General features: G+C 47.1%; 13 protein-coding genes. 7 read left to right on the top strand and 6 right to left on the bottom strand.

Going from position 1 to position 12,242, the window contains the following annotated elements; all coding sequences use genetic code 11:
* The first annotated feature begins 90 nt into the window (after window positions 1–90).
* The 5 genes from WC647_00995 (at window position 91) to WC647_00975 (ending at window position 4,257) form a co-directional block, all read left to right on the top strand.
* Window positions 91–264 (top strand): hypothetical protein, encoded by a 174-nt coding sequence (locus WC647_00995; GenBank protein ID MFA6220868.1) that lies wholly within the window; start codon window positions 91–93, stop codon window positions 262–264.
* 310 nt (window positions 265–574) lie between these two features.
* Window positions 575–1,180, top strand: a complete 606-nt coding sequence (locus WC647_00990; GenBank protein MFA6220867.1) for an ankyrin repeat domain-containing protein — start codon at window positions 575–577, stop codon at window positions 1,178–1,180.
* An 81-nt stretch (window positions 1,181–1,261) separates the two neighbouring features.
* Window positions 1,262–1,756, top strand: coding sequence for a RimK/LysX family protein (locus WC647_00985; GenBank protein MFA6220866.1), 495 nt, complete (start codon window positions 1,262–1,264; stop codon window positions 1,754–1,756).
* A 4-nt stretch (window positions 1,757–1,760) separates the two neighbouring features.
* A complete protein-coding gene (locus tag WC647_00980; protein ID MFA6220865.1) occupies window positions 1,761–3,296 on the top strand; it encodes a UUP1 family membrane protein in 1,536 nt (511 codons plus the stop codon).
* Window positions 3,297–3,303: 7 nt separating this feature from the next.
* Complete coding sequence (locus WC647_00975; GenBank protein ID MFA6220864.1) at window positions 3,304–4,257, top strand: alpha-L-glutamate ligase-like protein; 954 nt, start codon at window positions 3,304–3,306, stop codon at window positions 4,255–4,257.
* Here the strand turns inward: WC647_00975 and WC647_00970 are convergent.
* Both WC647_00970 and WC647_00965 read right to left on the bottom strand, forming a co-directional pair.
* Window positions 4,254–4,940, bottom strand: coding sequence for a YggS family pyridoxal phosphate-dependent enzyme (locus tag WC647_00970; protein ID MFA6220863.1), 687 nt, complete (start codon window positions 4,938–4,940; stop codon window positions 4,254–4,256). The two genes, WC647_00975 and WC647_00970, sit on opposite strands and share 4 nt — an antisense overlap.
* Before the next feature lies 1 nt (window position 4,941).
* Window positions 4,942–5,553 carry a Maf family protein gene (locus tag WC647_00965; protein ID MFA6220862.1) on the bottom strand — a complete coding sequence of 204 codons (612 nt, stop codon included), beginning with the start codon at window positions 5,551–5,553 and terminating at the stop codon, window positions 4,942–4,944.
* A 63-nt stretch (window positions 5,554–5,616) separates the two neighbouring features.
* Here WC647_00965 and WC647_00960 point away from each other — a divergent pair, with 63 nt between their 5' ends.
* Window positions 5,617–6,042: an FKBP-type peptidyl-prolyl cis-trans isomerase gene (locus WC647_00960; protein MFA6220861.1), complete on the top strand. Its 426-nt coding sequence runs from the start codon at window positions 5,617–5,619 to the stop codon at window positions 6,040–6,042.
* A gap of 153 nt (window positions 6,043–6,195) precedes the next feature.
* Window positions 6,196–7,008, top strand: a complete 813-nt coding sequence (locus WC647_00955) for an undecaprenyl-diphosphate phosphatase (GenBank protein ID MFA6220860.1) — start codon at window positions 6,196–6,198, stop codon at window positions 7,006–7,008.
* Between the two features lie 35 nt (window positions 7,009–7,043).
* On the opposite strand, the gene WC647_00950 is transcribed toward WC647_00955, so the two are convergent.
* Genes WC647_00950 through WC647_00935 form a run of 4 tightly spaced genes read right to left on the bottom strand, consistent with a single transcriptional unit; the run spans window position 7,044 to window position 12,218 of the window.
* On the bottom strand, window positions 7,044–8,084 hold the full coding sequence (locus WC647_00950) for a serine hydrolase domain-containing protein (protein MFA6220859.1): 1,041 nt from the start codon (window positions 8,082–8,084) through the stop codon (window positions 7,044–7,046).
* 19 nt (window positions 8,085–8,103) lie between these two features.
* Entirely contained in the window at window positions 8,104–9,207 is a 1,104-nt protein-coding gene (locus WC647_00945; protein MFA6220858.1) for an alpha/beta hydrolase-fold protein, read from the bottom strand.
* A complete protein-coding gene (locus tag WC647_00940) occupies window positions 9,207–10,325 on the bottom strand; it encodes an alpha/beta hydrolase-fold protein (GenBank protein MFA6220857.1) in 1,119 nt (372 codons plus the stop codon). Before WC647_00940 ends, WC647_00945 begins: the two co-directional genes overlap by 1 nt.
* 51 nt (window positions 10,326–10,376) lie before the next feature.
* Window positions 10,377–12,218, bottom strand: a complete 1,842-nt coding sequence (locus tag WC647_00935) for a hypothetical protein (GenBank protein ID MFA6220856.1) — start codon at window positions 12,216–12,218, stop codon at window positions 10,377–10,379.
* Window positions 12,219–12,242 lie beyond the last annotated feature (24 nt).

Here is a 12,242-nt window from a genome sequence, read left to right as displayed (position 1 = left end):
TGACACGGGGCATGCTTGCGATTAACAATGATAGCTAGAATCTATCATGAAAAAGTGATCGTTAACAACAAAGGCTGCTGAGACATGAACATGGATTTGAACAAATATTTGAAAATTCAGGCCCAGGAAATTGATAGACACAAATGGATTGAATCTGAAAAGGCCGGACGAGACCTGGGGACCGAGGCTGTCATTGACTGGATCATGAAGTATGCGGATAGGTTTAGTGATCAATACGAACAACAAAGGTCCGACTCCCAATAGCCGGATTTCCTCCATTTTCTCATCAGATCAAATGCCACAACATTTTAAGTAATTAGCCCAGGAGGCTTGACATTGGGGGATTTGTACGTTTGTTTCCCAAACTTGGAAATGAGCCGTGGTTTCGATGCGTGGCGTTCACTTGAAACCTGTGTTCAGGAAATATTTGTAGTGACATTGAAATGTATTAAAAAATCGCGAGTTTTTTGGTATTGGGCTGTAAAAACAATTGAGGGGCTGAACTGTCCAAAAAACCTGACGAGAAAAGAACCGCTTTATTGAATTATTAAAAAATCGTAGGAGTATTCAAGAATTGAAAAAATTCTGGCAAATATTTTCTATCGCTGGATTCCTGATCGCTTGCGGACTTATTGCCGCTGGTCTTGGAGTTTCAAAAGACCTTGGCGCCCAACTCACCAATGCCGCCTCGGCCGGAAAGGTGAATCGGGTAGTTTCGATCCTCGATAAGGGAACTCTTCCAGATGTACATGACTCCAAAGGCTGGACTGCTTTGGGTGGGGCGGCTTCTAATGGGCAAATTGAAACAGTGAAGTTACTGGTGGAAAAGGGAGCCGACATCAACTCGTCGGGACAGTATGGAAAAACCCCCTTGATGGTAGCGGCTTCTCGGGGGCATGTGGAAGTCGTACAATTGCTATTGGAAAAAGGCGCGAAAGTAAACGCAAAAGACTGGTACGGACAGACATCGCTAATTTGCGCAGCGTTAAAAGGCCACAAGGATGTCGTGAAATTGCTTCTTGCAAACGGAGCTGACGTGAACGCAAGAACCAGAAAAGGGTTTACAGCGTTGAGTCTTGCGACTGAGCAAGGACATCATCAGGTAGCGGATTTAATTCTTGAGAAGAACCCTAATCAAAATGTACTGTCATTTGGAGCTGAGATTATAACCGGTCCATAACAGCATCCCGTGATTGGCTTCAAGGATTGGAGCGATATAGGGGCAACGGCCGCGAAGCGTCCTGCCCTACAAGGAGTTAGAATGATTTTACTTCGCAACGCGATGATTGGCTTACTGCTCATCATGGCGCCTGCTTATGTCTACGGGCAGGATAAACAAACCGTTGGTTGGATCGAAAAAGCTCTTATTTACCCGGGCGGTCTGGCGTTCGATGCAAAATTGGACACTGGAGCGGCTACTACGTCAATTAACGCCGTTGACATCGAAAAATTTGATCAAGATGGCCAGGAATGGGTTCGATTTAGCGCCGTTGACAAATCAGGGAAAAGATTTCCTTTTGAGCGTAAACTGTTGGGTGTGGCTGAGATTAAACGCCACCAGGGGCCTCCTCAAAGACGTTTTGTGGTCAAAATGGGCATCTGTATTGGGAACCATTATGCTTCGACGGACGTCAACCTTATCGACCGCAGTCGTTTTAAGTATCCTCTTCTCATCGGACGCAGTTTCATGGCTGGCAGATTGATACCGGACCCCTCGGCCGAATACACTGTTGAACCGGAATGTCGGGAGAAATGAGGCAGTGAACAAAGCCCGGCTATATTTGTTAGCTATTAGTTTGACAATAGTGGGGCTCGGAGTCTTTTCCTACAAGGCCTATTATCTGGGTTTTCCTTTGACGCCTAAAACCAAGGTCCAAGTGTGGAACGTGGACGCTCGCATACGCTTTGACGCTGAAGGCGGTCCTGTGAAGGTCACGATGTTTCTCCCTTTAAATAGTGGCCGGTTCGCTTTCACCGATGAACATTTTATTTCAACCAATTACGGGCTCAATTCATCCACGGAGGATGTCAACCGCTCAGCGGTATGGTCCACACGCAAGGCTGATGGCGCTCAGAATCTTTATTACAGGGCAACCGTTCGTATGACAAGCGCTAAGAGGCCCAAGAATGAAGCAAAGCCGGCGGACATTACGAATCCTGATTTCAAAGGGGCCAAACTTGCAGCGGTCGATTCTTTGATCAGCAAGATCAAACCGAAGTCGGCAGACACTCCGAGCTTTGTCATGGAACTTCTCCGAAGGCTTAATTCATCTAATCCTGACGATAACGTGAAGTTGCTTCTCGGACAAAAAACCGCGCAGCGAAACAAAGCGGACCTCGCGGTTCGAATACTCGCCCAATCCGGCATAGCTGCAAGAGTCGTCCATGGAATACACCTAGACGACGATAAATTGGATTTTTCAAAGAAAGTTAACTTATTGCACTGGGTTGAAGTGCACAATGGCCAAAGATGGCTGACCTTTGATCCTACGACCGGGAAATCTCCCGTACCCGTGGACTGGTTGCCGTGGTGGCGTGGAGAAGGTTCCCTGGTTAAGGTTCAAGGGGGATCCAAACTTAACGTAACGGTGTCTGTGAGCCCGAAGGTCGATGAAGGAATTGCGTCGATAGCCTTTCGAGGAGAAATTTCCAAGCCTCTTTTACTTAGATTCTCACTATTTTCTCTACCGGTAAATACTCAGGCCGTGTTTCGTATCCTACTCACAATTCCAATTGGAGCCTTTCTGCTGGTCATTCTGCGCAACATAGTCGGGATAAAAACTTTTGGGACATTCATGCCGGTACTGATAGCACTGGCCTTTCGCGAAACAGGATTGGCCTGGGGGGTTCTTATGTTTGCCGTGGTGGTGGCTCTTGGTCTCATCACCAGATTCTACCTGGAAAGACTGAAGTTGCTCGTGGTACCACGATTAGCGGCTGTTCTTATTGTGGTTGTTTTGCTGATTGTGGCGTTGAGCATTCTAACCCACAGTCTTGGTATTCATCGGGGATTGTCTCTTGCCTTATTTCCTTTGGTCATTCTCACAATGACCATTGAAAGGATGTCTATAGTCTGGGAAGAGAGAGGAGCCTCGGAATCTCTTCTGTCAGGACTCGGAAGCATTTTTACCGCAGCCCTTGCATTTGTTGTCATGAATAACAAGTTTCTTGAGCATATATTTTTTGTGTTTCCAGAACTGCTATTGGTCCTGCTAGCCGCTACTTTGCTACTGGGAAGATACGCGGGTTACCGAATAACGGATCTATACAGATTCAAAGCCTTGGCAAGAGGCTGAGAAAGACATGCTGAACATATTTAGGGGACTCAAAGATAAGGGCGTTTTGGGAATTAATGGGAGGAACGCCAATTTTACACTGAAATACAACCCTAGACGTTTTTACCCGCTAGTTGATGATAAATTGCGGACTAAAAGACTCGCCCAGGCCAACGCTATCCCCGTGCCGGAACTCTACGCTCTGGTAGAAGCTGCCGGTCAGGTCCGTGATCTACCCGATGCGCTGAAAGAGTGTTCTGATTTTGTTATTAAACCCGCCCACGGCAGCGGGGGAGAGGGGATTCTGATAGTTTCAAGGGAGGACAACGGCGCTTTTCGAAGACAAAACGGCGATCCGCTATCCTTGGAGGAGTTGAAACACCACGTTCTTAACTCGTTAAGTGGTCTTTACAGCCTTGGCGGTCAACCAGACGAGGTTTTAGCTGAATACAGGGTGGAGTTCGACCCAGTTTTTGAAAAAATCAGTTACGAAGGTGTGCCGGATATCCGCATAGTCGTTATGTTTGGGATCCCCGTGATGGCAATGATTCGTCTTCCTACGAAAGAGTCCGACGGAAAAGCTAACCTGCATCAAGGAGCGATAGGCGTAGGCATCTGCATGAAGACAGGAACCACCCTTAGGGGGGTATGGAAGAACAACATTGTTACGGAACATCCCGATACAGGTAACCCAGTCACTGGGTTAATCATTCCGTGGTGGGACGACCTACTTGAACTTTCAGCGAAGTGGTATGAATTGACCGAATTGGGTTATCTAGGCGTGGATATTGTCCTCGACAAATCAAGAGGTCCTCTAATATTGGAATTGAACGCTCGCCCTGGGCTAAATATCCAGGTCGCCAATGATAGTGGCCTGCTTCCAAGATTGGAACTTGCGGAACGATACCATAAGGACTTGAAAAACATTTCAGAAAGAGTAGCTTTTGCGAAAGATAACTTTGCAGTAAACGCCCCTCATTAGGCTCTTGGGCCAAAAAGCGCAGTCCCAATTCTTACGACGGTCGAGCCTTCTTTAATCGCGACCTCAAAATCGCCCGTCATGCCCATAGAAAGTTCTTTAGAACCCGGATTCAGAACACTCTTACTTATCAGATCGTCCCGCAACTCACGTAGTCTGCGAAAAAAGGGCATGGCCGCATCCGGGTTGTCAAAAAATGGGGGCATGGTCATTAACCCCAATAATCGTAGGTTTGGTAGGGATTGAACGAGACCAATCAGGGGTGACGCTTTGGTTTCCGGAATCCCAGATTTTTGAGGTTCTCCTGACAGGTTAATCTGGATCATTACCCCGAGTGTTTTGCCGAGGTCTCCAGCCCCCTGGTTAAGGGCCTGAGCTGTTTCAAGGTCATCGACTGTCTGTATCACGTCAAAGATTTCAGCCGCCTTTTTAGCTTTGTTTCTCTGCAGATGGCCAATCATATGATATTCAAAGGCCCCACAGTCGGCTGACGGACGTTCCCTGATTGCTTCCTGGACATAATTGTGGCCGATGATTGGAATTCCCAGCCCTACGGCTTCCTCTACCGTTTTCCGACTTTGCGTCTTTGCCGCGGCCACTATCCTCACGGATCTTGGATCACGGCCCACTTGCGCCGCCGCAATAACAATCTTTTTGCGTAACTCGTCAAGATTCTCAGCTATCAATCTAATCAACTCCCAAGAAATCGAATATCCCGAGTTTTTTGAAGTCCCGGGCTACTTCACAAAGAGGTAAGCCGACAACATTCGTATAAGAACCATAGACTCTTTCAACAATCGCAGCTCCCACATCCTGTATGGCATAAGCGCCAGCCTTATCCATGGGTTCTCCTGTCAGGACGTAACCCTGAATCTCCGCTTTTGACAAAGTTCGTATAAATACTTCACTGCGAGCGTACGAGACGATTTTCATTTCGGGATAACATGAGTTGATTATAGCGTAACCGGTAAACACAATGTGAGTTCTTCCTGAAAGGATTGAAAGCATTTTCACTGCTTCAGCCCGATCGTGCGGCTTCCCCAGAATCCGGCCATCTATAACCACAATCGTGTCTGCCCCTAAAACCCATGAGTCCCGATATTTTTTTGATATTTCAGAAGCTTTTTCGTGAGCCAGTCTCTGAACATGAGCTTCTGGTTCTTCACCATCCCGAGCCAGTTCATCTATTTCGGCGGGAACTACGACAAAGGGAACCTTAATGGATTTAAGCAGCTCTTTCCTCCGAGGAGAAGAAGAAGCCAAAACCAACTTATTTTCAGAATCAATGTTAATTAGCATCTCTGGACACAAAAACTCCCAACTGATAAAAGAAAGACTGATAATATAATAAAAAGGAGACCTATGTTGGAAAATAAAATTCACACGGCTTTAATTCTTTTCCTATCAATTGTGCCCTTTCTTTTGGTGACCGCAGTTGGCGCAGCCCAATCAGTCACTACTCCATCAGGCCTCAAAGTCGAGATACTCAAGCAGGGCACGGGTCCGAAGGCCAAGTCGGGTCAGAATGTGACCGTACATTATACAGGAACGTTAATTAACGGGAAAAAGTTCGACAGTTCACGCGATCGTGGTCAACCTTTTACATTTAATCTGGGCGCAGGACAGGTAATTAAAGGATGGGACGAAGGGGTTGCGTTGTTGACAGTCGGCAGTCGAGCTAAATTGACCATCCCGCCGGAGCTTGGATATGGCGCTGCTGGAGCAGGGGGTGTCATCCCTCCTAACGCAACTCTGATCTTTGACGTCGAATTACTGGACGCCAAATAGAAATTCGGAGAATACTCAAATATCCTTGTGATAACCTTTCCAAATGGCGGGTGCGATCCAGGCCGGCCGGGGCCGTAATACACTAATATGGCCTCGTCCGGATCAGTGTTAATCAATTTGATAAATGATTGATCAGTGCAAGGAGGCGGCAAGTTGAGTCACGAATATTGGATAGCGGTTATTCTGGGAATAGTGGAAGGTCTTACCGAGTTCTTGCCTGTTTCCTCGACAGGGCATTTAATAATAGCAGGGGACCTTCTAAACTTTACCGGAGAAAAGGCCGCCTCCTTTGAAATTTTCATACAGTTAGGCGCTATACTCGCCGTCATGGTCCTTTACTGGCAAAGATTCGTCGGGCTTATCCCAGATGGATTTAGGCTGGGCAAAAAAAATGGATTCAAAGGGTATCAAGGGCTCCTGTTGCTTGCGTTGACTACTTTGCCCGCTCTGGTGGCAGGGTATCTTGCAAGACACGTAATTAGAGCCTATCTGTTCGGACCGATGACTGTGGCCCTTGCGCTCGGCGTAGGGGGAATCGCTATACTCTTGGCTGAGAAATACAAACCTCAAGCCAGGACCTCGAGTCTGGATGAACTCAGTTATTTCCAGGCGTTGATGATTGGTTGCTTTCAGTGTTTCGCTTTGTGGCCCGGAATGTCGCGGTCAGCTTCCACAATAGTTGGAGGGCTACTGTCAGGACTGGATCGGAAGGTGGCAACCGAATATTCTTTCCTCGCCGCAGTTCCCGTAATGGTAGCCGCCACAGGATATGATTTGTTGAAGAGCTGGAAACTCTTGGAAATATCTGACATACCGTTTTTCACGATTGGCTTTCTGGTTTCCTTCATAGTCGCCGCTGCGGCGATAAAAACCTTCATCGCGTTAGTGCAGAGATGGAGCCTGGCTCCTTATGCCTATTATCGAATATTGATAGCCCCCATCATTTGGTACGTAATGGTTTATTAGTATTGACCGGATGAGTCTTCAGTCTTCCCGTCAGATTACATTTCTTCTATAACAGCGTCATGAAGCAGTGGTCTGAAGTCCTTGATCCGGAAGTCAGATTCCCCCATGTAGACCCTGTTTGTCAGAAACGTGACAACAAGCTCTTTTTCAGGGTCGATCCAGAGTGATGTTCCGGTAAATCCTGTATGGCCTACACTCCGTGGACTAAATTTGTTACCGCAAGACGCTGCTGTCTCGAGATTGGTGTCAAAGCCCAAGCCGCGGGATGACGCTGGATGGAACCCGGCGAGCGAGCAGAACTCTGAGACTGTGGAATTGTCAAAAAAAGCTTCTTTCGATTTAAGACCGAGCAAAACCTGTTGGGCCATCTCTGTAACCCCTCGGGCAGTTCCGAACAACCCTGCATGACCTGAAACACCTCCTAGTGCGCGAGCGTTCAAGTCGTTGACGAGTCCAGGCGAATCACCAGAGCGAGTCCGAACGATTCTGTCCGAAAAGTCAAAAGGTTTGAACATGAGATCATGATGAAGCCCCAACGCCTCATATATGAATTCCTTCACGAACAAATCAAGAGTATGACCTGTTTCAACTTCCACTATAAAAGAGAGGAGCATGAAACCCAGGTCGGAATATATACATCCTTTTCCAGGCGCATAAACGAGGGGCTCCCTGAAGATCTTTTCTCTAATGAATGCCTTAGGTTCGGTGACCGGCGTCATGAGGTAATACGGTTTCCAGGCCGGCAGCCCGGAAGAGTGCGCAAGTAAGAAACGGGGAGTTATTTGAGCTTTATTATCAGGGATTTCTGGAAACCACTTTGTCATTGGCGCGTCAAGAATATTCGGATCTTTGGCGCTCAAGAAAAACCATGATGGTGTCGTCGCGATTATCTTGGTCAATGACGCAAGATCGAACAGGGTGTTTTGTGTGACTGGATGATCTACATCATTTGATAGGACCCCATAATACCCGTTATGGACTATTTGATCCCGGACGGACACTATAAGAGCCGCAGCGGAGAACATCCCCAGCCTCAACGCTTCATTGATCAGCTCTTCAGGTTTTTTCAATTTCATGGATTTGAAAGTTGACCAATCATTTTTTTGGACCGCCTGTTGTTTGTCGAAGGGGTAGGTTATGAAACATCAATAGGGCTATTGATCCGGGCCCCTGGTTGAAAATGTAGTCATGAGGTCCTGTTAATTTCATGTAGGTGACGGGAATTCCTTCATCGTTTAGCAAAGCTTTCATCTTATCTACGGATGGAGCCATGCTGTCCCCGTCGCTAGTAATCAATTGAATAGAGTGATTTTTCAGTTTATTCTTGTTCTTTCGAATCAGTCCGCGATATGTGTCTAGAAAAGGACCAAACGCTCCTTGGATAGAGCCTATAGATGAGAACGCTTCTGGATATTTTAGACCGAAAAGCATGGATCTCGCTCCACCCATCGAAACTCCATCAACTCCTACCAATCCCCTTGCTACCCTGTACCGGTGTTTCAAGAGTGGCAGGAGTTCCTTCATTACGAAATCCTCGTAGCCGGTGTTTTCGAACTCCGGTAAAGTTGTAATCAGCGGTGAATACGGACAGGCGACTATAACACCGGAAAAAGGGTGTCTCTTGAGCTTTTGATTAAATTCTACCAGCCTTTGCTCAGAGACAAGGCCTTTGAAGTCTGGGGCTTTCAGGTGATTGCTGGTCAAAGCGTGGATAGCATCATCCATCCTGTAATAACCCAGCCATGCCATCGCCCCCTCGCGAGGAGGACGAGAGCATTCTCCGGCCCCCCCAAAGGCAATCACCAGTGGATATGACTTGTCTGTCCGCGACGAGTAATCCAGAGGAAGAGTAACAACCACTACCGCATTCGGAACGTTTCGTGAGTTCAGAAATAGAAATTCACTAGGAGCTTTGCAAGATAAAATCGGCTCTGTTTTTCTCAATATCTTTTCAACTTCGATTTGCGCTCCTGACCCTGAAATCTCATTCGCCCCATGGTCGGTTTCTGAAGGAGAAGATCCCCCAAAGCGTGTGGATAATTCCCTCGAGGTTTTTCCGGAATCTCCATTAATGATCGAATGCTTGTTTACCCCTTTTCCTTCGGGTTTTTTGTCCGAACAACTAGCGCAAACTGTCGCGAAAACAGTAAGTGACGCGATGATCCAAAAATAGCGTGAGAAATAAGTTTCTGAATTCACTACCAATAACCTGGCAACACCCCTGAATTTCCGCTGGATGGTTTATGTGTCGTCTCTTGTGCGGCTTTCTTGAATTTGCTCTTATCAGAAGCCAGAACAGGCTTGATGTTCTGATTAATACCGAGGGCCTTAAAATTTTTGGAAAACTGTCTGGAAAACCAATAGAGAGCCTGATGTCCATTAGGATAGCGATATGCGCAATACCCGTGCCCGCAACTTTCGAATACATGTACATCAACAGGGAATCCCGCTGATTTCATATCCTGTACGAGTTCATAGAGTCGACCACGATTGCTGTAGGAATTACATCCATCTTTGACATTGGTGTTTATGTTGTAAGCGATTCCACCCGCCTTCTTGATTCGGGCCACATTGTTTCTCCACACGTCGGGGGTCATAGGATAACTCCCAAGGTCTGTCTGTTGCCCACCGGCATAACCGAATATGTCCGGTCGTCTTGCTGAGATCATTATCGCTTGGGCTGCTCCTGCGCAAGCGCCGTCAATTCCCCTGAACCTGCGATCCGGCACAGTCCTGTAATTAGCGTCAATGAAAGGGATAACCTCGTCTATAAGGTATTTTTCATAATTCGCGGTAGCCCCTCCACCGGGGTTCCAGACTGAAACCACAATGACATCCTCATAGGGCTTATCCCGAAGCCATTGATTAAATGTCTGTAACTCTCGGTCATTAATATTGTCCTGAAAGCTGGCTTTGTTCAAAGTGCCGGACTTGAGGTTATCCATCGTCAATGGAGTCTTGCACCAAACGGACCAATAAGTTGCGCCCCCGAGTTCAGGACCGTTGTCCCATCCTGATTTTCCGCCAAGAAGGTAGACAACTCCGTAACGCCTGTTTAAATCCATTTCATAATTCTCAGGTAAAATTACGTGCACAGGAAAGGGCCCTGGAACATCCTGACCACCTTTTGCTTTGGCGCTTCTAAAAACATCTGATTGAACTCGAACAACCTCGATATAATGTTTGGTTCTCAGGAACTTTGTCCGCGCTTCGATTTCAGACCAGGGCTCTTCTTTGGGGGCGGCGTATGCGGCTACTGTGCTCATGATTAACAAGCCCAGAAGCGACAATGTTAATAATTTAATTTTACCAATCATCACACTCTCCATGTGAGCTTAGAGAAAGACAGGAAAACTCTCAGACCGAACTTATCGAACATTAATCATGTATACTTGAACAGGAAACCCTTGTTGATCAACGGTTTGACCCGAAGGTGGATCCATAAGTATTACGCTGCTCTTAACATTTACCCCCCTCAGAGCGCATCTGACATACAAAGGGTAGGTTCCAGGTCTGCCTGCCTGTACCCCGACCTGCATCTCGTACGTCTTGTTTTCTCCCCAAAGCTCGATCCATTGCTCAGCCATCGGGACTTTCGTGCGAATCTTGTCGGAAGTGATCGACAGGACGGTACTGCCGGAGGGAAATACTCTTCCAGGTTTGCACGAAACTATCCGAAGACCTTGAGGGTCAGGGGAGGACACTGTTATGCCACCGTAGTCGGATTCAGCTCCCTTATTTTGAACCGTCACACTTAACACAAAAGATTTACCTGCCTGGACCTCTTTTGGGACCTTTACGTTAAGTATTTTAGGTTCAGCCTCACGAGGTTTGGCTATTTGAAAGACATTAGCCAACCATGGCTTGCCGTCTACTGTAACTTCTTCTACGTATTCCCCTTGAGTGGCTTCTATTGTGCCGGATGTTCCGAAATCCCGTGGAAAAACTACTTCGAAGTCAGTGCTTGAAGAAGGTATAGAACCCTTATAATCACGTTCTCCTGAGGGAGTTTTCAATAAAATGTTAACCAACCTGGGGTTGTCAGTCCTGTTCTGAAAAATAAACGTGACAGCCGACTTTGTGTCATCCGAGAACTTGGGAATATGCGTAACGATGTCAGGAATTTTGTTGAATACTTTGCCTGCAAGGTGGGTCAATTCGAGTTGAGGACCAACGACTTGTTTATGATCTTCTTTTTCGTTGTGGGAAGCGTCAACGCTTTGGTTTTGCAATGAGTTCCCAGGAGCTGGAGTTTCCCCTTGCGTTTCATTTTGAAGAACAGATGGTGTTGATTTTTCATGAGACGCTCCGGGGGGGAGCCCTGGTAGCGCATCCACAGGAGAGGATTTCATAGACTCCGGACTAGGGGGCGCCCCGTCTTGACGGTTAGATGAATCCTCGGACGCTACGGTAAGATCGGGTAGCTTGGCTTCAACAAATAGAATGTCTTTGTAGTCGCCCCTCGTCCCGCGAAACTGCCCCATGAATTTGGCCAAGCCCTGAGAAGAATTGATATCAATTTTGTGAACATTGCTTCGTTGCGTGGCGTGATAAAGCCAAATAGCGCCCTTTCCATCCGGTATGGCGATCACAACATGGTAATGAATCACTTTGTAACCAGGCTGATGGGCAGGTTTGCTGATATCTCCGAAATACGCATATCCCGGCCTCATTTGATTTATGACCTGGGTCCAACTGTTTCTGTCGTCAAGTCGAAATCCCCTGAGGTTCATGCCATCTGCAGTGTCAAGGTTTACTGCCCGCCCGTCAGGCATGATGACCCTACGTTCGACGCCGTCACTGAGGTTTAATATGAGATCAAAACCAAAATCCCAATCTTTCCCCAAGGCGGCTCCCTGACCGCTATTTCCATGCCTGTCCCTTGTCGCTTCGGTCAAGGTCCAGTTTTTATCGAATATAAACCTGCATACTGAAAGGACCAAACCGCTGCAATTAAGGCCTGGACTGTCAAAAAAATGATCCGGCCGACCAAACGTAGTGAAACGACCTTGATCATCCAAAGCCCCGTCATCCCGGTAAGGAATTCCAAGATGTGTATCCGCAATCGCGATCGGATCGGTCTTTTCCGCCACGCCCCTTTTCCACAGGTAATCGGGCGCATAAAGTTTAACAGGGAACGACAATGAAGGTATCAGAGCTATTATAGCTGCAATGATCAGGATACTGTAGATTTTACGAGATCTTATCACCTGACCTCCGATTTTGACTTTATA

This window comes from Desulfomonilaceae bacterium (assembly GCA_041662605.1).
Lineage (GTDB): Bacteria > Desulfobacterota > Desulfomonilia > Desulfomonilales > Desulfomonilaceae > CAJBEZ01.
The sequence above is the reverse complement of the archived record's forward strand: the minus strand, read 5'-3'. Positions and strand labels throughout refer to the sequence as shown.

What these genes read in the sequence shown, in the direction of transcription:
- WC647_00995 (MFA6220868.1), top strand. Translation starts at nt 91, where the DNA reads ATGGATTTGAACAAATATTTGAAAATTCAGGCCCAGGAAATTGATAGA.
- WC647_00985 (MFA6220866.1), top strand. Translation starts at nt 1,262, where the DNA reads ATGATTTTACTTCGCAACGCGATGATTGGCTTACTGCTCATCATGGCG.
- WC647_00975 (MFA6220864.1), top strand. Translation starts at nt 3,304, where the DNA reads ATGCTGAACATATTTAGGGGACTCAAAGATAAGGGCGTTTTGGGAATT.
- WC647_00965 (MFA6220862.1), bottom strand. Translation starts at nt 5,553, where the DNA reads ATGCTAATTAACATTGATTCTGAAAATAAGTTGGTTTTGGCTTCTTCT.
- WC647_00960 (MFA6220861.1), top strand. Translation starts at nt 5,617, where the DNA reads ATGTTGGAAAATAAAATTCACACGGCTTTAATTCTTTTCCTATCAATT.
- WC647_00950 (MFA6220859.1), bottom strand. Translation starts at nt 8,084, where the DNA reads ATGAAATTGAAAAAACCTGAAGAGCTGATCAATGAAGCGTTGAGGCTG.
- WC647_00940 (MFA6220857.1), bottom strand. Translation starts at nt 10,325, where the DNA reads ATGATTGGTAAAATTAAATTATTAACATTGTCGCTTCTGGGCTTGTTA.